General features: G+C 39.6%; 22 protein-coding genes. 20 read left to right on the top strand and 2 right to left on the bottom strand.

Annotated elements, in window-relative coordinates:
* Positions 1–17: 17 nt before the first annotated feature.
* Both CJ239_RS06385 and CJ239_RS06380 read left to right on the top strand, forming a co-directional pair.
* Positions 18–758, top strand: a complete 741-nt coding sequence (locus CJ239_RS06385) for an esterase family protein (protein WP_102210940.1) — start codon at positions 18–20, stop codon at positions 756–758.
* Positions 759–770: 12 nt separating this feature from the next.
* On the top strand, positions 771–1,937 hold the full coding sequence (locus tag CJ239_RS06380; RefSeq protein WP_102210939.1) for an acetyl-CoA carboxylase biotin carboxylase subunit family protein: 1,167 nt from the start codon (positions 771–773) through the stop codon (positions 1,935–1,937).
* 304 nt (positions 1,938–2,241) lie between these two features.
* Here CJ239_RS06380 and CJ239_RS06375 read toward each other — a convergent pair whose 3' ends face one another.
* A complete protein-coding gene (locus CJ239_RS06375) occupies positions 2,242–3,105 on the bottom strand; it encodes a helix-turn-helix domain-containing protein (RefSeq protein WP_102210938.1) in 864 nt (287 codons plus the stop codon).
* Positions 3,106–3,288: 183 nt separating this feature from the next.
* On the opposite strand from CJ239_RS06375, the gene CJ239_RS12425 reads away from it, so the two are divergent.
* From CJ239_RS12425 to CJ239_RS12150, 7 genes are all read left to right on the top strand, one after another.
* Positions 3,289–3,462 (top strand): PhrA family quorum-sensing system peptide, encoded by a 174-nt coding sequence (locus CJ239_RS12425; protein WP_042900840.1) that lies wholly within the window; start codon positions 3,289–3,291, stop codon positions 3,460–3,462.
* Positions 3,459–4,481, top strand: coding sequence for a choline-binding protein CbpF (cbpF, locus tag CJ239_RS06370; protein ID WP_102210937.1), 1,023 nt, complete (start codon positions 3,459–3,461; stop codon positions 4,479–4,481). Before CJ239_RS12425 ends, cbpF begins: the two co-directional genes overlap by 4 nt.
* 312 nt (positions 4,482–4,793) lie before the next feature.
* Positions 4,794–5,699, top strand: coding sequence for an aquaglyceroporin Gla (gla, locus tag CJ239_RS06365; protein ID WP_102210936.1), 906 nt, complete (start codon positions 4,794–4,796; stop codon positions 5,697–5,699).
* A 123-nt stretch (positions 5,700–5,822) separates the two neighbouring features.
* Complete coding sequence (locus CJ239_RS06360) at positions 5,823–6,548, top strand: CppA N-terminal domain-containing protein (protein ID WP_102210935.1); 726 nt, start codon at positions 5,823–5,825, stop codon at positions 6,546–6,548.
* A complete protein-coding gene (locus CJ239_RS06355) occupies positions 6,545–7,480 on the top strand; it encodes a serine hydrolase domain-containing protein (RefSeq protein ID WP_102210934.1) in 936 nt (311 codons plus the stop codon). Before CJ239_RS06360 ends, CJ239_RS06355 begins: the two co-directional genes overlap by 4 nt.
* 8 nt (positions 7,481–7,488) lie before the next feature.
* On the top strand, positions 7,489–8,385 hold the full coding sequence (locus CJ239_RS06350; RefSeq protein WP_102210933.1) for a DMT family transporter: 897 nt from the start codon (positions 7,489–7,491) through the stop codon (positions 8,383–8,385).
* A gap of 51 nt (positions 8,386–8,436) precedes the next feature.
* Positions 8,437–8,595 (top strand): hypothetical protein, encoded by a 159-nt coding sequence (locus CJ239_RS12150; RefSeq protein WP_257994467.1) that lies wholly within the window; start codon positions 8,437–8,439, stop codon positions 8,593–8,595.
* A 28-nt stretch (positions 8,596–8,623) separates the two neighbouring features.
* Here the strand turns inward: CJ239_RS12150 and CJ239_RS06345 are convergent, their stop codons facing one another.
* Complete coding sequence (locus tag CJ239_RS06345) at positions 8,624–9,322, bottom strand: GntR family transcriptional regulator (RefSeq protein WP_102210932.1); 699 nt, start codon at positions 9,320–9,322, stop codon at positions 8,624–8,626.
* 140 nt (positions 9,323–9,462) lie between these two features.
* Here CJ239_RS06345 and guaA point away from each other — a divergent pair, with 140 nt between their 5' ends.
* The 11 genes from guaA to CJ239_RS06290 all read left to right on the top strand — a co-directional run bounded on the left by guaA (position 9,463) and on the right by CJ239_RS06290 (position 19,552).
* Positions 9,463–11,025 carry a glutamine-hydrolyzing GMP synthase gene (gene guaA, locus CJ239_RS06340; RefSeq protein ID WP_000065711.1) on the top strand — a complete coding sequence of 521 codons (1,563 nt, stop codon included), beginning with the start codon at positions 9,463–9,465 and terminating at the stop codon, positions 11,023–11,025.
* A 242-nt stretch (positions 11,026–11,267) separates the two neighbouring features.
* A complete protein-coding gene (locus CJ239_RS06335) occupies positions 11,268–12,554 on the top strand; it encodes a U32 family peptidase (RefSeq protein WP_102210931.1) in 1,287 nt (428 codons plus the stop codon).
* 14 nt (positions 12,555–12,568) lie between these two features.
* On the top strand, positions 12,569–12,880 hold the full coding sequence (locus tag CJ239_RS06330) for a CHY zinc finger protein (protein WP_102210930.1): 312 nt from the start codon (positions 12,569–12,571) through the stop codon (positions 12,878–12,880).
* A gap of 346 nt (positions 12,881–13,226) precedes the next feature.
* Positions 13,227–13,427, top strand: a complete 201-nt coding sequence (locus CJ239_RS06325) for a F0F1 ATP synthase subunit C (RefSeq protein WP_001054559.1) — start codon at positions 13,227–13,229, stop codon at positions 13,425–13,427.
* 32 nt (positions 13,428–13,459) lie between these two features.
* Positions 13,460–14,173, top strand: a complete 714-nt coding sequence (gene atpB / locus CJ239_RS06320) for a F0F1 ATP synthase subunit A (protein WP_102210929.1) — start codon at positions 13,460–13,462, stop codon at positions 14,171–14,173.
* Positions 14,174–14,186: 13 nt separating this feature from the next.
* The gene (atpF, locus tag CJ239_RS06315; protein ID WP_000558549.1) at positions 14,187–14,681 is read left to right on the top strand and encodes a F0F1 ATP synthase subunit B; all 495 of its coding nucleotides are present in this window, start codon (positions 14,187–14,189) and stop codon (positions 14,679–14,681) included.
* Entirely contained in the window at positions 14,681–15,217 is a 537-nt protein-coding gene (locus tag CJ239_RS06310) for a F0F1 ATP synthase subunit delta (RefSeq protein ID WP_084926884.1), read from the top strand. Before atpF ends, CJ239_RS06310 begins: the two co-directional genes overlap by 1 nt.
* 14 nt (positions 15,218–15,231) lie before the next feature.
* Entirely contained in the window at positions 15,232–16,737 is a 1,506-nt protein-coding gene (atpA, locus tag CJ239_RS06305) for a F0F1 ATP synthase subunit alpha (RefSeq protein WP_000996629.1), read from the top strand.
* 15 nt (positions 16,738–16,752) lie between these two features.
* The gene (locus CJ239_RS06300; protein WP_000301221.1) at positions 16,753–17,631 is read left to right on the top strand and encodes a F0F1 ATP synthase subunit gamma; all 879 of its coding nucleotides are present in this window, start codon (positions 16,753–16,755) and stop codon (positions 17,629–17,631) included.
* 84 nt (positions 17,632–17,715) lie between these two features.
* The gene (gene atpD / locus CJ239_RS06295) at positions 17,716–19,122 is read left to right on the top strand and encodes a F0F1 ATP synthase subunit beta (protein WP_000094358.1); all 1,407 of its coding nucleotides are present in this window, start codon (positions 17,716–17,718) and stop codon (positions 19,120–19,122) included.
* 10 nt (positions 19,123–19,132) lie between these two features.
* Positions 19,133–19,552 (top strand): F0F1 ATP synthase subunit epsilon, encoded by a 420-nt coding sequence (locus CJ239_RS06290; protein WP_042900827.1) that lies wholly within the window; start codon positions 19,133–19,135, stop codon positions 19,550–19,552.
* Positions 19,553–19,702 lie beyond the last annotated feature (150 nt).

The raw sequence follows: 19,702 nt of genomic DNA, 5'->3' as shown, positions 1-19,702 counted from the left end.
GTAAGAAAGGAGAAAATATGCATATTGAATATCTTAGCCACTGGAGTGGCAATCTTAACCGTGAAATGTACCTTAACCGTTATGGCCATGCTGGGATTCCAGTTGTGGTCTTTGCTTCATCAGGTGGTAGTCACAATGAATACTATGATTTTGGCATGATTGATGCCTGTGCTTCTTTTATCGAGGAAGGCCGTGTTCAGTTCTTTACCCTATCCAGTGTGGATAGTGAGAGCTGGCTGGCCACTTGGAAAAATGGTCACGACCAAGCAGAGATGCACCGTGCCTATGAACGCTATGTGATTGAAGAGGTTATTCCTTTTATCAAGCATAAGACAGGTTGGTTTGATGGTATGGTGACGACAGGTTGCTCCATGGGCGCCTACCATGCTGTCAACTTTTTCCTCCAACATCCAGACGTCTTTACCAAAGTAATTGCTCTCAGTGGTGTTTACGATGTACGTTTTTTTGTCGGCGATTACTACAATGACGATGCCATTTACCAAAACTCGCCAGTAGATTATATCTGGAATCAGAACGACGGCTGGTTTATCGATCGTTACCGTCAGGCAGAGATTGTGCTGTGTACGGGGCTTGGTGCCTGGGAACAAGATGGTCTACCATCTTTCTACAAGCTTAAAGAAGCCTTTGACCAGAAACAAATTCCAGCCTGGTTTGCTGAATGGGGACATGATGTCGCTCACGACTGGGAATGGTGGCGCAAACAAATGCCTTATTTCCTTGGAAATCTCTATTTATAAAAGGAGTTACCTATGAATTACCTTGTTATTTCTCCCTACTATCCACAAAATTTTCAACAGTTTACCATCGAACTTGCCAATAAAGGAATTACCGTCTTGGGAATTGGTCAAGAGCCTTACGAGCAATTGGATGAACCTTTATGCAATAGCCTAACCGAATATTTCCGTGTTGACAATCTTGAGAACATAGACGAAGTCAAACGTGCAGTTGCTTTTCTCTTTTATAAACATGGCCCAATTGACCGCATCGAATCCCACAATGAATACTGGTTAGAGTTGGATGCAACACTCAGAGAGCAATTCAATGTTTTTGGTGCCAAACCAGAGGATCTTAAAAAGACGAAATTTAAGTCTGAAATGAAGAAGCTTTTCAAAAAAGCAGGTGTTCCTGTGGTCCCTGGAGCTGTTATCAAAACAGAAGCAGATGTTGATCAGGCTGTGAAAGAAATCGGCCTTCCAATGATTGCAAAACCTGATAATGGAGTGGGAGCAGCCGCCACCTTCAAGCTTGAGACAGAAGACGATATCAATCACTTCAAGCAAGAATGGGATCATTCGACCGTTTATTTCTTTGAGAAATTTGTCACTTCCAGTGAAATTTGTACCTTTGATGGTCTTGTGGATAAGGATGGAAAAATCGTATTTTCAACGACATTTGACTACGCCTATACACCACTTGATCTCATGATTTACAAGATGGACAATTCCTACTATGTGCTCAAGGATATGGATCCCAAATTACGTAAATATGGTGAGGACATTGTTAAAGAATTTGGTATGAAAGAACGGTTCTTCCATATTGAGTTCTTCCGTGAAGGGGACGATTACATCGCCATTGAGTATAATAACCGCCCTGCAGGTGGTTTCACCATTGATGTTTATAACTTTGCCCATTCCCTGGACCTCTATCGTGGATATGCAGCAATTGTCGCAGGAGAAGAGTTCCCAGCGTCAGAGTTTGAACCTCAGTATTGTTTGGCTACATCACGTCGTGCAAATGCTCACTATGTCTATTCTGAAGAGGACTTGCTTGCCAAATATAGTCAGCAGTTCAAGGTTAAAAAAATCATGCCAGCGGCCTTCGCGGAACTTCAAGGAGATTACCTGTATATGCTGACAACTCCGAGTCGACAAGAAATGGATCAGATGATTGCAGATTTCGGACAACGTCAGGTTTAAGAAATTATCGGATTAAGGAAATAGACTCCCTTAATCCTTTTGTTTTGTCTGATAAAAAATAAGAGCATCCTAACAAAGTAGCTATCATAAGATTCGCTTGGAAATTATAGTGAACTGAATCTGAAGTAGTAGACTGTAGTTCCTAAAGCATTGTTGGAACTTAGTTTGAGTTTCCTAATCAATTTGTTTAGTTTTTTAAATTATGTGACTATTAGTCACATAATAATAAGGCTGATAGTATTAATTTCACTATCAGCCTTACAGGTTATTTAACGTTTCAGAAAAACTATAATATCAAGATTAACTAAACAGTATCTAATTCTTTCAAATAATTTTCTATCTTCATCAACATTAAAGGATTGTTATAAATCTTACATAACTCTTTTGCTTCTATATAATAATTTTTGACTTGTTCTTTGTCTAGAAATTTGGCTCCAGCATTTCCTACAAGAATAAGTAGAGGAGCCAGTTGGTAGCTTGTCTGTCTTTGTTTACAGAGTTCAATCGTCTCAAGAGCTTCTTGGATGGCTTCATTATATTTTTCATTTGATACTAGGTAGTGAGCGTAGTTGTAACGAACTCTGATGTAGCCAAATAAAAACTCTTGTTGCTCAAAATTTTTTGTCTGATATAACTCCATTAAATGAAAGTAGTTTGCTTCATAATCTTCTTCACGACCCACTAAGGAATAGAAATTAGATAGAGTATTCAATGCCTTTAAATAAATCAGAGTATTTGAGGAGACTTTTAATAATATATTTTCCAATGAAGAAATAGCCTCACGCTTACTGTCATATTGATAGAAGTCAATAATAGCTTTAATCCATTCAAGGTAAGTTCGGTCTTCTAGTGTTAGAAAAGTACTTCGTTCAATCTCTATTCTATAAATATATTCCAAATCGTCATAATTTCTGTCATCTAATAATCGAGCAGATAATTGCTTGAAATTAGAGAGGTTAGATTTAATTTCAATTTGTTCATTAAAAAAATAATCTAATGGCACTTCGAGTCGTTGGGAGAGTTTGAACAAAAGGTCTGCAGAGGGAATGAAATGCCCTCTCTCAATTTTACTAATCTGGCTTTGTTCACAAATTCCTTCTGCAAGAGTTTGTTGAGAGAGACCTAACTCTTTTCTCTTTACTCTGAATTTCTCAGCGAGTATATTCATAAAAAATATTATTCCTTTCTACTTAACTTAATTATATTTCTTTTAGTTAAAAATAGCAAATTTGTAATAAAAAATGTTTATGTGTAATTAATATAAAAAAAAGTCAAAATAAATATAAAAAATTGACTGATTTTCATATGTGTGTTAGAATTAAGGAGAAAGAAAGGAGGTTCACAATATAAGATGAGGAGAAATCGTGGAATTAAAAAAATAGTTATATTTGTATTACTAAGTGTTCTTGCATTTGGCAATACAATTCCCTATCAACAGTTTGTTCAGAAGAATAGACAAATGGTAAAGTTTATAATTTCGCTTCATCTGGTGAGTGGATCTAATATTGGAGGAATATATAAATGAAACTTTTGAAAAAAACTATGCAAGTTGGACTGACAGTCTTTTTCTTCGGTTTGCTAGCAACAAGTGCAGTATTTACAGATGATTCTGAAGGATGGCATTTTGTACAAGAAAACGGAAGAACCTACTACAAGAAGGGGGAACTCAAAGAAACCTACTGGCGAGTGATTGATGGTAAGTACTATTATTTTGATTCTTTATCTGGAGAGATGGTTGTCGGCTGGCAATATATACCTGCTCCACACGAAGGGGTTACGATTGGTTCTTCTCTAAGGCAAGATATTGCTTTTAGACCAGATTGGTTTTACTTTGGTCAAGATGGGGTACTACAAGAATTTGTTGGTAAGCAAGTTTTAGAAGCAAAAACTGCTACCAATACCAACAAACATCATGGGGAACAATATGATAGTCCAGCAGAGAAACGAGTCTATTATTTTAAAGATCAACGTAGTTATCACACCTTAAAAACTGGTTGGGTTTATGATGAGGGGCACTGGTATTATTTACTGAAGGATGGTGGCTTCGATGCTCGTATCGACAGTTTAACGGTTGGGGAGCTAGCACGTGGTTGGATCAAGGATTATCCTCTAACTTATGATGAAGAGAAGCTTAAAGCGGCTCCATGGTACTACCTAGATCCAGCAACTGGCATTATGCAAACAGGTTGGCAATATCTAGGTAATAAGTGGTACTACCTCCGTTCCTCAGGAGCAATGGCCACTGGCTGGTATCAAGATGGTTCAATGTGGTATTATCTAGATGCTCAAAACGGTGATATGAAGACAGGTTGGGTCAATGTTGGTAATAAATGGTACTATCTTCGATCATCAGGTGCAATGTCCACAGGTTGGGTGAAAGATGGTTCAATATGGTACTATCTAAATGCAAGTAATGGAGATATGAAAACAGGCTGGTTCCAAATCAATGGTAAATGGTACTATGCGTATGGTTCAGGTGCTCTAGCTGTTAATACCTCAGTAGATGGTTACTACGTAAACTATAATGGTGAGTGGGTTAAGTAACGAATGCTAATCGTAACTGTAGTTGATACTTAACTTAGTAAAAAGGGCTTTTTTCTACCATTTGTCAACTCTATCAATTTTTAATAATTAAATGAGTCAAGACAGTAGCTATTCAGTATGTTTATCTACTGTAGTAGGTTGAAGAAAAGCTAAGAATGAGAAAGGACGAATTTCGTCCTTTCTTTATTATGTGACTAATAGTCACATAATAAAACCGCTTTCTCATATAATCTTTTTGAAAACCTGTTGCTAAAAGAAATAAAAATTGATAGAATAAGGATTGTCTAAAAAATTTTAAGGAGAATCTATCAAATGGATTTCACATGGGCAATTAAATATGCCACTGAATTTTTGGCTACTGCTCTTTTGATCATTCTTGGAAATGGTGCAGTTGCCAACGTTGAACTTAAAGGTACGAAAGGTCACCAAAGTGGCTGGATCGTTATCGCTGTTGGTTACGGTATGGGGGTTATGATTCCTGCCTTGATGTTTGGTAACGTATCTGGAAACCACATCAACCCAGCCTTCACTCTTGGACTTGCAGTAAGCGGTCTCTTCCCTTGGGCACAAGTTGCGCCTTACATCATTGCACAAGTTTTGGGTGCTATCTTTGGTCAAGCCTTGGTTGTGGCAACACACCGCCCATACTACTTGAAAACTGAAAATCCAAACAACATCTTGGGTACTTTCTCAACAATTTCAAGTTTGGATAATGGTACAAAAGAATCACGTTTTGCAGCAACTGTTAATGGTTTTGTAAACGAGTTTATCGGTTCATTTGTTCTTTTCTTTGCAGCCCTTGGTTTGACTAAAAACTTCTTTGGTGCTGAATTAGTATCAAAAGCACAAGCGGCTATTAATGCTCAAGTTACACAAGCAACTACTCAAGGTCAAACTATTCCTCAAGAACAAGTAACAGCAGCACTTGACCAAGCTAAAGAACAAGTAGCACCATTTATGACATCTGGTCTTGGAATTGCTCACTTGGCACTTGGTTTCCTCGTTATGGCCTTGGTAACATCACTTGGTGGACCTACAGGACCTGCCTTGAACCCTGCGCGTGACTTTGGCCCACGCCTCCTTCATGCTTTCCTTCCAAAATCAGTTCTTGGTGAGCACAAAGGGGATTCAAAATGGTGGTATTCTTGGGTACCAGTAGTAGCACCTATTGTAGCAGCAATTGCAGCAGTAGCTATCTTCAAATTCCTTTACCTATAAGAAATTGAAACCGAGGAAAGCCTCGGTTTTTTAGATGAAATTTTTACGAAAATCGGTAAATTTGAGCATAATATCTTGTAAAAAATTCTAAAATCCTTTAAAATAAAAGAGTTGGAGGAATTTATGAATGTAAATCAAATTGTACGGATTATTCCTACTTTAAAAGTTAATAATAGAAAATTAAATGAAACATTTTATATTGAAACCCTTGGTATGAAGGCCTTGTTAGAAGAATCAGCCTTTCTATCACTAGGGGATCAAACAGGCCTCGAAAAGCTGGTTTTAGAAGAAGCTCCCAGCATGCGTACTCGTAAGGTAGAGGGGAGAAAAAAGCTGGCTAGATTGATCGTCAAGGTGGAAAATCCCTTGGAAATCGAAGGACTTTTATCTAAAACAGATTCGATTCATCGATTATACAAGGGACAAAATGGCTACGCTTTTGAAGTTTTCTCACCAGAAGATGATTTGATTTTGATTCATGCAGAAGATGATAGAGCAAGTCTAGTAGAAGTAGAAGAAAACCCTGAGTTTCAAACAGATTTGGAATCAATTTCTTTAAGTAAATTTGAGATTTCTATAGAATTACATCTCTCAACTGCTGTCGAAAGTTTCTTGGAATTATTTGAAATTGGGGCGTCACTTGATTTTATCCCAGCTCAGGGGCAGGATTTGACTGTTGACAATACGGTTACTTGGGACTTATCTATGCTCAAGTTCTTGGTCAATGAACTAGATATAGCAAGTCTGCGCCAGAAATTTGAGTCTACCGAATATTTTATTCCTAAGTCTGAAAAATTCTTCCTTGGAAAAGATAGAAATAATGTTGAATTGTGGTTTGAAGAAGTATGAAGTGGACCAAGATTATTAAAAAAATAGAAGAACAAATCGAGGCAGGGATTTATCCTGGAGCCTCTTTTGCGTATTTTAAGGACAATCAATGGACGGAGTTCTATTTAGGCCAGAGTAATCCAGAACATGGCTTGGATACTGAGGCAGGACTAGTTTATGACCTAGCCAGTGTCAGCAAGGTTGTTGGGGTTGGCACCATTTTTACCTTCTTGTGGGAAAACGGTCAATTAGATATTGACAGACCAGTAACCGATTTTTTACCTGAAAGTGATTATCCAGATATCACTATTCGTCAACTCTTGACTCATGCCACAGATCTTGATCCTTTTATTCCCAATCGTGATCTTTTAACAGCCTCAGAATTAAAGGAAGCCATGTTTCATCTCAAGAGACGAAGTCAGCCAGCCTTTCTTTATTCAGATGTCCATTTTTTGCTATTAGGTTTTATCTTGGAAAGAATCTTTAATCAAGATCTGGATGTCATTTTACAAGAACAAGTCTGGAAACCTTGGGAAATGAAGGAAACTCAGTTTGGTCCTGTTGAGCTTGCTGTTCCAACAGTTAGAGGTGTAGATGCAGGCATGGTACATGATCCCAAGGCTCGCCTCCTGGGCATACATGCTGGTAGTGCTGGTTTGTTTTCGACTGTAAAGGATTTACAAATCTTTTTGCAGCACTATTTAGAGGACGATTTTGCTAGAGATTTGAGTCAAAATTTTTCTCCTTTGGATGACAAGGAACGTTCTTTGGCATGGAATTTAGAAGAAGATTGGCTAGACCATACGGGCTATACAGGTACCTTTATCATGTGGAATCGTCAGAAGCAAGAAGCGGTCATTTTCCTATCCAATCGTACCTATGAAAAGGATGAGAGGGCTCAATGGATTGTAGATCGTAATCAAGTGATGGACTTGATTCGTAAAGAAGAGTAAGGAGAGACATGTCAAACAGTTTAAAAGGGACTCTATTAACAGTTGTGGCTGGGATTGCTTGGGGCTTGTCAGGAACGAGTGGCCAATACCTGATGGCACATGGAATTTCATCTCTGGTTTTAACTAACTTACGACTTTTAATTGCCGGTGGAATTCTCATGCTCTTAGCTTATGCTACTGCAAGGGATAAAATGCTGGCCTTTTTAAAGGATAGAAAGAGTTTGCTGTCTCTTCTTATTTTTGCTCTGATTGGTCTCTTTCTCAACCAATTTGCCTATCTAACTGCTATTCAGGAAACCAATGCAGGAACCGCGACGGTGCTTCAGTATGTTTGTCCTGTCGGAATTTTAATTTATAGCTGTATCAAGAATAAGGTGGCGCCGACTCTGGCAGAGATTGTTTCTATCATATTAGCCATTGGAGGAACCTTCCTGATAGCCACTCATGGGCAGTTGGACCAGTTATCTATGACACCTGCAGGTCTGTTCTGGGGTCTCTTTTCTGCTCTGACTTACGCACTTTCTATCATTTTGCCCATAGCCTTGATTAAGAAGTGGGGGAGTAGTTTGGTCATTGGTGTGGGAATGGTCATAGCAGGTTTGGTCGCCCTTCCTTTTACAGGAGTTCTAGAGGCTACTATCCCTACTAGTCTTGATTTTCTCCTTGCTTTTGCGGGCATTATTCTTATCGGGACTGTATTTGCCTATACAGCCTTCTTAAAGGGAACCAGTCTGATAGGACCGGTTAAGTCAAGCTTGTTGGCTTCAATTGAGCCAATTTCGGCGGTTTTCTTTGCCTTCCTAATTATGAATGAACAATTTTATCCCCTTGATTTTTTTGGTATGGCAATGATATTAGTTGCTGTAACACTGATTTCTTTGAAAGATTTACTCTTAGAAAAATAAAAAAACCTCTTTGTCCGTGACAGAGAGGTTTTATGTAGTATTTTATACTCAATGAAAATCAAAGAGCAAAATAGGAAACTAGCCGCAGGTTGCTCAAAGCACTGCTTTGAGGTTGTAGATAGAACTGACGAAGTCAGCTCAAAACACTGTTTTGAGGTTGCAGATGAAACTGACGAAGTCAGTAACATATATACGGCAAGGCGACGTTGATGCGGTTTGAAGAGATTTTCGAAGAGTATTAATTGTTTTCAAGATAAAACTCAAAACGTTCGCCTACATATTGACTTTTTACGTATTCAAATGCAGTACCATCTTCTAGGTAGGAAACCTGAGTCAGCCCAAGAATAGCATGGCCTTTTTCAACTTCCAAATAGTGGGCAATCTTTTCCTTAGCGAGGCGAGCATAGATGGTCTGCTGTGATTTGCCGATACGGTAGCCATATTTTTGCAGGGTCTGGAAGAAATGACTGGTGATTTCTTCTTTTTTAAAGTTCTTAATGAATTTTTCAGGAATAGAAGCAACTTCATAAACCAGAGGAACTTGGTCGGCATAGCGAACACGTTCCATTCGGATAATATTTTCCGTTGGAGAAATTCCTAACTTAGCAACTTCTTGCTCATTGGGAATGGTTTTTCTGTAAGAAATGAGCTGGCTAGAGGGAACTTTGCCTTGGGACTTAACAATTTCAGTAAAACTAGTTGTCCCTCGCATCTTTTCTTGTACACGTGTACTGGAAACAAAGGTGCCACTTCCTACACGGCGCTCTAAAACGCCTTCTTCGACTAATAGAGATACGGCTTGTCGGAGGGTCATGCGACTGACCTCAAACTGCTCTGCTAAATCTCGTTCACTAGGAAGCCTCTCCCCAATAGCCCAACGATGTTCGTCAATATCCTTTTTAATCTGATCGTGGATTTTCATATAAGCAGGTAGCATATTTTTCACTTCATTTCTATCTTTTCTCTATTGTACCCCAATAAACTAGAAAAAGTCAAACTTAGCCTTGTTTAGTTGGTAATTCGCCCTTATTTGTGATAGAATATTGAAAAAGATATTTCTTTTGAGAAAGGAAAAAGATGAGCAACATTTCAACTGATTTGCAAGATGTAGAAAAAATCATCGTGCTGGACTATGGTAGCCAATACAACCAGCTGATTTCACGCCGTATCCGTGAGATTGGTGTGTTTTCAGAATTAAAAAGCCATAAAATTTCAGCTGCTGAAGTTCGTGAAATCAACCCTGTAGGAATTATCCTTTCAGGTGGTCCAAACTCTGTATACGAAGATGGTTCATTTGATATTGACCCAGAAATTTTCGAATTGGGAATTCCTATTTTGGGAATCTGCTACGGTATGCAGTTATTGACCCATAAACTTGGAGGAAAAGTTGTTCCTGCAGGTGATGCTGGAAATCGTGAATATGGTCAATCAACTCTAACTCACACACCATCAGCTCTTTTTGAATCAACACCTGATGAGCAGACTGTATTGATGAGTCATGGTGATGCAGTTACTGAGATTCCTGCTGACTTTGTTCGTACAGGAACTTCAGCAGACTGTCCATACGCAGCCATCGAAAATCCAGATAAACACATTTACGGTATCCAATTCCATCCAGAAGTTCGTCATTCTGTATACGGAAATGACATTCTTCGTAACTTTGCCCTTAACATCTGTAAGGCTAAAGGCGACTGGTCAATGGATAACTTCATCGACATGCAAATTCAAAAAATCCGTGAAACAGTCGGTGATAAACGTGTCCTTCTTGGCCTTTCAGGTGGAGTTGACTCTTCAGTTGTTGGTGTTCTTCTCCAAAAAGCAATTGGCGATCAATTAATCTGTATCTTCGTGGATCACGGTCTTCTTCGTAAAGGAGAAGCGGATCAAGTTATGGACATGCTCGGCGGTAAGTTTGGTTTGAATATTGTTAAAGCAGACGCAGCTAAGCGTTTCCTTGACAAACTTGCTGGCGTTTCTGACCCTGAACAAAAACGTAAAATCATCGGTAATGAGTTTGTCTATGTCTTTGATGACGAAGCAAGCAAGCTCAAAGATGTGAAATTCCTTGCTCAAGGTACCTTATATACAGATGTTATCGAGTCTGGTACGGATACCGCTCAGACGATCAAGTCACACCACAACGTGGGTGGTCTTCCAGAAGACATGCAGTTTGAATTGATAGAACCACTCAATACTCTTTACAAGGATGAAGTTCGTGCCCTTGGTACAGAGCTTGGCATGCCAGACCACATCGTATGGCGCCAACCATTCCCAGGTCCAGGTCTTGCTATCCGTGTCATGGGAGAAATCACTGAAGAAAAACTTGAAACAGTCCGTGAATCAGACGCTATCTTACGTGAAGAAATTGCCAAAGCTGGTCTTGACCGCGATATCTGGCAATACTTCACAGTTAACACAGGCGTTCGTTCAGTTGGGGTTATGGGTGATGGTCGTACTTACGACTACACTATTGCAATCCGTGCTATCACCTCTATCGATGGTATGACTGCTGACTTTGCCAAAATTCCTTGGGATGTGCTTCAAAAAATCTCAGTGCGTATCGTAAACGAAGTGGATCACGTTAACCGAATCGTCTACGATATTACAAGTAAACCACCTGCAACAGTTGAGTGGGAATAGTCATTTAAGGACTAGTTTATGTAGTCTAATTAGCCAGTATCTTTGGATACTGGTTTTTACTTTATCTGGCTTTTTGACTACTTGTTTCAACTGGGTTAAATTTCGACAGTTTTTCAGTCATTATGTAAAGTCTAAAAGATTAGAATTGTCAAAACAATTTGTCTAGGCTTGATTTTATGGCTTATTTACTATAAAATGAGAAGGAAAAACGTCAAACTTTTATATTGCAAATAGGAGAAATCATGACAAAAACATTAAAACGTCCTGAGGTTTTATCGCCTGCAGGGACTTTAGAGAAGCTAAAAGTAGCTGTTCAGTATGGGGCAGATGCTGTCTTTATCGGTGGTCAGGCCTATGGTCTTCGTAGCCGTGCTGGAAACTTTACCTTTGAACAGATGGAAGAAGGCGTCCAGTTTGCGGCCAAGTACGGTGCCAAAGTCTATGTGGCTGCCAACATGGTTATGCACGAAGGAAATGAAGAGGGAGCTGGTGAGTGGTTCCGTAAACTGCGTGATATCGGGATTGCAGCAGTTATCGTATCTGACCCAGCCTTGATTATGATTGCAGCGACAGAAGCACCAGGTCTTGAAATTCACCTCTCTACCCAAGCAAGTGCCACTAACTATGAAACTCTTGAGTTCTGGAAGGAACTGGGTTTGACTCGTGTTGTTTTGGCGCGTGAGGTTTCAATGGAAGAATTAGCTGAAATCCGCAAACGCACAGATGTTGAGATTGAAGCTTTTGTCCATGGAGCCATGTGTATTTCTTACTCTGGTCGTTGTACACTTTCAAACCACATGAGTATGCGTGATGCTAACCGTGGTGGTTGCTCTCAGTCTTGCCGTTGGAAGTATGATCTTTACGATATGCCATTTGGGAAGGAACGTAAGAGCTTGAAAGGTGAGATTCCAGAAGAATTTTCAATGTCAGCCGTTGACATGTCCATGATTGACCATATCCCAGATATGATTGAAAATGGTGTGGACAGTCTGAAAATCGAAGGTCGTATGAAATCTATTCACTACGTATCAACAGTAACCAACTGCTACAAGGCTGCTGTTGATGCATATCTTGAAAGTCCTGAAAAGTTTGAAGCTATCAAACAAGACTTGGTGGACGAAATGTGGAAGGTTGCCCAACGTGAATTAGCAACAGGTTTTTACTATGGTACACCATCTGAAAATGAGCAGTTGTTTGGTGCTCGTCGTAAAATTCCTGAGTACAAGTTTGTCGCTGAAGTGGTTTCTTATGATGATGCGACACAAACAGCAACCATTCGTCAACGGAATGTCATTAACGAAGGCGACCAAGTTGAGTTTTACGGTCCAGGTTTCCGTCACTTTGAAACTTATATTGAAGATTTGCATGATGCTAAAGGAAATAAGATCGATCGCGCTCCAAATCCAATGGAACTATTGACTATTAAGGTGCCTCAACCTGTTCAAGCAGGAGACATGGTTCGTGCATTAAAAGAAGGACTCATCAATCTCTACAAAGAAGATGGAACCAGTGTCACAGTTCGAGCTTAAGAAAGGAAAAGTAAATGACAGAGGCACAGGGTTTCTTAGTGGATAAGCAAACAAGATGTGTTCATTACCATAGCAAGCTGGATATTATTGCTTTACAATGCTATGACTGTAAAAAGTACTATGCTTGTTATCGGTGTCATGATTCATTAGAAAATCACCTTTTTGAGCCGTATCCCTTATCTTTGATACAGGATAAGCCTATTTTATGTGGTGTTTGTCTAAAACTACTAACATATAAGCAATATAACGAAAGCTTAAGTTGCCCCTTTTGTTTTTCTCGCTTTAATCCAGGTTGCCAAAATCATAAGGAACGCTATTTTAAATAGCAAATCATCTAGTTTTGAAGTAGCCGAAAACTCAATTCCAAGAGAAAATGAAGTAAATATTCCTATAATAAACTGTATAGTATCAAGTTTTTCAATACTTTATACTATACAGTTTTTTGATTTTCAAGCCTTTTTGCCCAGCATCTTTGCAGTATTTTTCAGAAAGACCTAGATAATGGTTGGATTTATTACAAGTTTTTTACAAAGTTTTCTATATAATAGACTCAAAAATTGTAAAATTGTAAATAATTTTCATTAAACGCTTTCAACGTTATAAAAAAGTTGACAAATCCAATTTTTAGGACTAAACTAAGTAAGTAAATTTTAATTAAAAGGAGAATTCGTCATGAATTTAACATTTTTCGGTCTATGTCTTGCCTGTATGGGTGTGTCTCTTGGTGAGGGTATGTTGATGAATGGTTTGTTGAAATCAGTAGCTCGCCAACCAGATATTATCGCTGAGTTCCGTAGCTTGATGTTTTTAGGGGTTGCCTTTATTGAAGGAACTTTCTTCGTAACACTTGTCTTCTCATTTATTATTAAATAACGAAATATAAATTGGAGAAGGGAGAATGTTAGATGGAAGAAAGTATCAATCCAACCATCAATATTGGTCCTGTTACCTTTGATTTAACTTTGACAGCCTTGACTTTGCTGTCTGTGTTTCTGATTTTTGCATTTATCTATTGGGCAAGTCGTAATATGACATTGAAACCCAAAGGTAAACAAAATGTACTAGAGTATCTCTATGATTTTGTAATTGGATTTACAGAACCTAACCTTGGTTCCCACTACATGAAAGATTACTTACTCTTTTACTTATGCTTATTTCTTTTTATGGTCATCGCCAATAATCTTGGTTTGATGGCTAAACTTCAAACAACAGATGGAACAAACCTTTGGACATCGCCAACTGCAAATCTTTCATTTGACCTTGTCTTGTCTTTCTGTATTATTGTGATGGCGCACATTGAGGGGATTCGTCGTCGTGGGATTAAACAATACCTAAAAGGTTTTGTAACTCCTGCATTTATGACACCGATGAATCTACTTGAAGAAGTCACGAATTTCCTTTCTCTTGCTTTGCGGATTTTTGGGAATATCTTTGCAGGTGAAGTAATGACAAGCTTGCTTCTTTTACTTTCACATCAGGCTATTTTTTGGTATCCAATCGCATTTGGGACAAACTTAGTTTGGACTGCATTTTCCGTGTTCATTTCTTGTGTACAGGCCTATGTCTTTACACTATTATCCTCTATGTACCTAGGAAATAAAATTAATGATGAAGAGTAGAAAGGAGTAACTGATGCACGTAACAGTAGGTGAATTAATTGGTAATTTTATTTTAATCGCTGGCTCTTTTATCCTTTTGCTAGTCTTGATTAAAAAATTTGCATGGTCTAATATTACAGGCATTTTCGAAGAAAGAGCTGAAAAAATTGCTTCAGATATTGACAGAGCTGAAGAAGCACGTCAAAAAGCGGAAGTATTGGCTCAAAAACGCGAAGATGAATTGGCTGGTAGCCGTAAAGAAGCTAAGACAATCATTGAGAATGCGAAAGAAACAGCTGAGAAAAGTAAGGCTAGTATTTTAGCAGATGCTAAACTAGAAGCAGGACGCTTAAAAGAAAAAGCAAACCAAGAAATTGCTCAAAACAAAGCTGAAGCTTTACAAAGCGTTAAGGGTGAGGTGGCAGATTTGACAATCAGCTTGGCTGGTAAAATCATCTCACAAAACCTTGATGGTCATGCCCATAAAGAACTCATTGATCAGTATATTGATCAGCTAGGAGAAGCTTAATGGACAAGAAAACAGTAAAGGTAATTGAAAAATACAGCATGCCTTTTGTCCAATTGGTACTTGAAAAAGGAGAAGAAGACCGTATTTTTTCAGACTTGACTCAAATCAAGCAAGTTGCTGAAGAAACAGGTTTACCTTCTTTTTTAAAAAAAGTGGCAGTAGACGAGTCTGATAAGGAAAAAACGATTGCTTTCTTCCAAGACTCAGTGTCACCTTTATTGCAAAACTTGATTCAGGTTCTAGCATACAATCACAGAGCAAATCTTTTTTATGATGTGCTTGTAGATTGTTTGAACCGACTTGAAAAAGAAACAAATCGATTTGAAGTGACGATTATGTCAGCTCATCCTTTAACTGATGAACAGAAGAGTCGCTTGCTCCCTTTGATTGAGAAAAAAATGTCTCTGAAAGTAAGGAGTGTAAAAGAACAAATCGATGAAAGTCTCATTGGTGGTTTTGTCATTTTTGCCAATCACAAGACAATTGATGTGAGTATTAAACAACAACTTAAAGTTGTTAAAGAAAATTTGAAATAGAAAGTGGTGTTCTTTTGGCAATTAACGCACAAGAAATCAGCGCTTTAATTAAGCAACAAATTGAAAATTTCAAACCCAATTTTGATGTGACTGAAACAGGTGTTGTAACCTATATCGGGGATGGTATCGCGCGTGCTCACGGTCTTGAAAATGCCATGAGTGGAGAGTTGTTGATTTTTGAAAACGGCTCTTATGGTATGGCTCAAAACTTGGAGTCAACTGATGTCGGTATTATCATCCTAGGTGACTTTACAGATATCCGTGAAGGCGATACAATCCGCCGTACAGGTAAAATCATGGAAGTCCCAGTTGGTGAAAGTTTGATTGGTCGTGTTGTGGATCCCCTTGGTCGTCCAGTTGATGGTCTTGGAGAAATCCACACTGATAAAACTCGTCCAGTAGAAGCGCCAGCTCCTGGTGTTATGCAACGTAAGTCTGTATCAGAACCACTGCAAACTGGTTTGAAAGCTATTGACGCCCTTGTACCGATTGGTCGTGGTCAACGTGAGTTGATTATCGGTGACCGTCAGACAGGGAAAACAACCATTGCGATTGATACAATCTTGAACCAAAAAGGTCAAGATATGATATGTATCTATGTTGCGATTGGACAAAAAGAATCAACAGTTCGTACGCAAGTAGAAACACTTCGTCAGTACGGTGCCTTGGACTACACAATCGTTGTGACAGCCTCTGCTTCACAACCATCTCCATTGCTCTTCCTAGCTCCTTATGCTGGGGTTGCCATGGCGGAAGAATTTATGTATCAAGGCAAGCATGTTTTGATCGTTTATGATGATTTATCAAAACAAGCGGTGGCTTATCGTGAACTGTCTCTCTTGCTTCGTCGTCCTCCAGGTCGTGAAGCTTTCCCAGGGGATGTTTTCTACCTTCACAGTCGTTTGCTTGAGCGCTCAGCTAAAGTTTCTGATGAGCTTGGTGGTGGATCAATCACAGCCCTACCATTTATCGAGACACAAGCAGGAGATATCTCTGCCTATATCGCAACCAACGTGATTTCTATCACTGATGGACAAATCTTCCTTGGCGATGGTCTTTTCAATGCGGGTATTCGTCCAGCCATCGATGCGGGTTCATCTGTATCTCGTGTAGGTGGTTCTGCACAAATCAAAGCCATGAAGAAGGTTGCTGGTACACTTCGTATCGACCTTGCTTCATACCGTGAGTTGGAAGCCTTCACTAAGTTTGGTTCTGACTTGGATGCGGCAACACAGGCTAAGTTGAACCGTGGACGTCGTACAGTTGAAGTTTTGAAACAACCTGTTCACAAACCATTACCTGTTGAGAAACAAGTAACCATTCTCTATGCTTTGACACATGGTTTCTTGGATACTGTTCCAGTAGATGATATTGTTCGTTTCGAGGAAGAGTTCCATGCCTTCTTTGACGCTCAACATCCAGAGATTTTGGAAACCATTCGTGATACAAAAGACTTGCCAGAAGAAGCAGTCTTGGATGCTGCGATTACAGAGTTTCTCAATCAAACCAGCTTCCAATAAGAATAGAGGTGTCAGATGGCAGTATCTCTAAATGATATTAAAACAAAAATCGCCTCAACAAAAAATACGAGTCAAATCACAAATGCCATGCAAATGGTATCGGCTGCTAAGCTTGGTCGCTCTGAAGAAGCTGCTCGTAACTTCCAAGTTTACGCTCAGAAAGTCCGCAAACTCTTGACAGATATCCTCCATGGTAATGGAGCTGGTGGTTCAACCAATCCGATGTTGATTAGCCGCCCTGTGAAGAAGACAGGCTATATCGTCATTACTTCAGATCGCGGTTTGGTTGGAGGTTATAATTCCTCTATTCTGAAAGCCGTTATGGAGTTGAAAGAAGAATACCACCCAGACGGTACAGGTTTTGAAATGATCTGTATTGGTGGAATGGGAGCTGATTTCTTTAAAGCTCGTGGTATTCAACCACTTTATGAACTACGTGGCTTGGCAGACCAACCTAGCTTTGATGAAGTTCGTAAGATCATTTCAAAAACTGTTGAAATGTACCAAAATGAACTTTTTGATGAACTCTATGTCTGCTATAACCACCATGTCAATACGCTAACTAGTCAAATGCGTGTGGAACAAATGCTTCCGATTGTTGACTTGGATCCAAATGAAGCGGATGAAGAGTACAGCTTGACTTTTGAATTGGAAACCAGCCGAGAAGAAATTTTGGAGCAGTTGTTGCCTCAGTTTGCAGAAAGTATGATTTACGGTGCCATTATCGATGCTAAGACAGCTGAAAATGCTGCAGGTATGACAGCCATGCAAACAGCGACTGATAATGCTAAGAAAGTCATTAATGATTTGACAATTCAGTATAACCGTGCCAGACAGGCGGCGATTACACAAGAAATTACAGAAATCGTAGCAGGAGCTAGTGCCTTAGAATAGGCTCTAGTCCAGCTCGTATGAAATGAACTTAGGACCTAGCTTAGCTAGGGACCGACAGTATCTTATATAGAATAGGAGAAGGAGATGAGTTCAGGTAAAATTGCTCAGGTTATCGGCCCCGTTGTAGACGTCTTGTTTGCAGCAGGGGAAAAACTTCCTGAGATTAACAATGCACTTGTCGTCTACAAAAATGACGAAAGAAAAACAAAAATCGTCCTTGAAGTAGCCTTGGAGTTGGGAGATGGTATGGTTCGTACTATCGCCATGGAATCAACAGATGGGTTGACTCGTGGAATGGAAGTATTGGACACAGGTCGTCCAATCTCTGTACCAGTAGGTAAAGAAACTTTGGGACGTGTCTTCAACGTTTTGGGAGATACCATTGACTTGGAAGCTCCTTTTACAGAAGATGCAGAGCGTCAGCCAATTCATAAAAAAGCTCCAACTTTTGATGAGTTGTCTACCTCTTCTGAAATCCTTGAAACAGGGATTAAGGTTATCGACCTTCTTGCCCCTTACCTAAAAGGTGGTAAGGTTGGACTTTTCGGTGGTGCCGGAGTTGGTAAAACCGTCTTAATCCAAGAATTGATTCACAACATTGCCCAAGAACACGGTGGTATTTCAGTATTTACTGGTGTTGGGGAACGTACTCGTGAGGGGAATGACCTTTACTGGGAAATGAAAGAATCAGGCGTTATCGAGAAAACAGCCATGGTATTTGGTCAGATGAATGAGCCACCAGGAGCACGTATGCGTGTTGCCCTTACTGGTTTGACAATTGCTGAATACTTCCGTGATGTTGAAGGCCAGGATGTGCTTCTCTTTATCGATAATATCTTCCGTTTCACTCAGGCTGGTTCAGAAGTATCTGCCCTTTTGGGTCGTATGCCATCAGCCGTTGGTTACCAACCAACACTTGCTACGGAAATGGGGCAATTGCAAGAGCGTATTACATCAACTAAGAAGGGTTCTGTAACCTCTATCCAAGCTATCTATGTGCCAGCGGATGACTATACTGACCCTGCGCCAGCAACAGCCTTCGCTCACTTGGATTCAACAACAAACTTGGAACGTAAGTTGGTACAATTGGGTATCTACCCAGCCGTTGACCCACTTGCTTCAAGCTCACGTGCCTTGGCACCTGAAATCGTTGGAGAAGAGCACTATGCAGTTGCTGCTGAAGTAAAACGCGTTCTTCAACGTTACCATGAATTGCAAGATATCATTGCTATCCTTGGTATGGATGAACTTTCTGATGAAGAAAAGACCTTGGTTGCTCGCGCCCGTCGTATCCAGTTCTTCTTGTCACAAAACTTCAACGTTGCGGAACAATTTACTGGTCAGCCAGGTTCTTATGTTCCAGTTGCTGAAACTGTACGTGGCTTTAAGGAAATCCTGGATGGTAAACATGACCAGTTACCAGAAGATGCCTTCCGTGGTGTAGGTTCTATCGAAGATGTGATTGCAAAAGCTGAAAAAATGGGATTTTAAGAGGTGATCTATGGCTCAGTTAACTGTCCAGATCGTGACACCAGATGGTCTCGTCTATGATCACCATGCCAGCTATGTATCAGTTCGAACTCTGGATGGTGAGATGGGGATCTTGCCACGACATGAAAATATGATTGCGGTTTTAGCAGTTGATGAAGTAAAGGTAAAACGTATTGATGATGAAGATCACGTGAACTGGATTGCAGTAAACGGAGGCGTTATTGAAATTGCCAATGATATCATTACAATCGTTGCGGATTCTGCAGAACGTGCTCGTGATATCGATGTTAGCCGTGCAGAACGTGCCAAGCTTCGTGCGGAGCGAGAAATCGAAGAAGCCCACGAAAAACACTTGATTGATCAAGAGCGTCGTGCTAAGATTGCTTTGCAACGTGCTATTAATCGTATCAATGTCGGAAAAAGACTATAAGAAAAAAATGAACTTGAAAATTCCAAGTTCATTTTTTTGGCTCTTTGTCAACTGTAGTGGGTTGAAGAAAAGCTAAGCTCGAGAAAGGACAGATTTAGTCCTTTCTTTTTTGATATTTAGAGCCATAAAAATCCGTTTTTTGAAGTTTTC

The organism is Streptococcus sp. UMB0029 (genome assembly GCF_002871495.1).
Lineage (GTDB): Bacteria > Bacillota > Bacilli > Lactobacillales > Streptococcaceae > Streptococcus.
Note: the sequence above shows the minus strand (reverse complement) of the source record. Positions and strands in the feature narration are given on the sequence as shown.

Excerpts from the sequence above, each read along its gene's own strand:
- CJ239_RS06335 (WP_102210931.1), top strand. The coding sequence starts at position 11,268 with ATGACAAAAACATTAAAACGTCCTGAGGTTTTATCGCCTGCAGGGACT.
- atpB (WP_102210929.1), top strand. The coding sequence starts at position 13,460 with ATGGAAGAAAGTATCAATCCAACCATCAATATTGGTCCTGTTACCTTT.
- CJ239_RS06355 (WP_102210934.1), top strand. The coding sequence starts at position 6,545 with ATGAAGTGGACCAAGATTATTAAAAAAATAGAAGAACAAATCGAGGCA.
- guaA (WP_000065711.1), top strand. The coding sequence starts at position 9,463 with ATGAGCAACATTTCAACTGATTTGCAAGATGTAGAAAAAATCATCGTG.
- cbpF (WP_102210937.1), top strand. The coding sequence starts at position 3,459 with ATGAAACTTTTGAAAAAAACTATGCAAGTTGGACTGACAGTCTTTTTC.
- CJ239_RS06380 (WP_102210939.1), top strand. The coding sequence starts at position 771 with ATGAATTACCTTGTTATTTCTCCCTACTATCCACAAAATTTTCAACAG.
- gla (WP_102210936.1), top strand. The coding sequence starts at position 4,794 with ATGGATTTCACATGGGCAATTAAATATGCCACTGAATTTTTGGCTACT.
- CJ239_RS12425 (WP_042900840.1), top strand. The coding sequence starts at position 3,289 with ATGAGGAGAAATCGTGGAATTAAAAAAATAGTTATATTTGTATTACTA.
- atpF (WP_000558549.1), top strand. The coding sequence starts at position 14,187 with ATGCACGTAACAGTAGGTGAATTAATTGGTAATTTTATTTTAATCGCT.
- CJ239_RS06290 (WP_042900827.1), top strand. The coding sequence starts at position 19,133 with ATGGCTCAGTTAACTGTCCAGATCGTGACACCAGATGGTCTCGTCTAT.
- CJ239_RS06330 (WP_102210930.1), top strand. The coding sequence starts at position 12,569 with ATGACAGAGGCACAGGGTTTCTTAGTGGATAAGCAAACAAGATGTGTT.
- atpD (WP_000094358.1), top strand. The coding sequence starts at position 17,716 with ATGAGTTCAGGTAAAATTGCTCAGGTTATCGGCCCCGTTGTAGACGTC.
- CJ239_RS06300 (WP_000301221.1), top strand. The coding sequence starts at position 16,753 with ATGGCAGTATCTCTAAATGATATTAAAACAAAAATCGCCTCAACAAAA.
- CJ239_RS06345 (WP_102210932.1), bottom strand. The coding sequence starts at position 9,322 with ATGCTACCTGCTTATATGAAAATCCACGATCAGATTAAAAAGGATATT.
- CJ239_RS06350 (WP_102210933.1), top strand. The coding sequence starts at position 7,489 with ATGTCAAACAGTTTAAAAGGGACTCTATTAACAGTTGTGGCTGGGATT.
- CJ239_RS06310 (WP_084926884.1), top strand. The coding sequence starts at position 14,681 with ATGGACAAGAAAACAGTAAAGGTAATTGAAAAATACAGCATGCCTTTT.
- CJ239_RS06385 (WP_102210940.1), top strand. The coding sequence starts at position 18 with ATGCATATTGAATATCTTAGCCACTGGAGTGGCAATCTTAACCGTGAA.
- CJ239_RS06375 (WP_102210938.1), bottom strand. The coding sequence starts at position 3,105 with ATGAATATACTCGCTGAGAAATTCAGAGTAAAGAGAAAAGAGTTAGGT.
- CJ239_RS06325 (WP_001054559.1), top strand. The coding sequence starts at position 13,227 with ATGAATTTAACATTTTTCGGTCTATGTCTTGCCTGTATGGGTGTGTCT.
- CJ239_RS06360 (WP_102210935.1), top strand. The coding sequence starts at position 5,823 with ATGAATGTAAATCAAATTGTACGGATTATTCCTACTTTAAAAGTTAAT.
- CJ239_RS12150 (WP_257994467.1), top strand. The coding sequence starts at position 8,437 with ATGAAAATCAAAGAGCAAAATAGGAAACTAGCCGCAGGTTGCTCAAAG.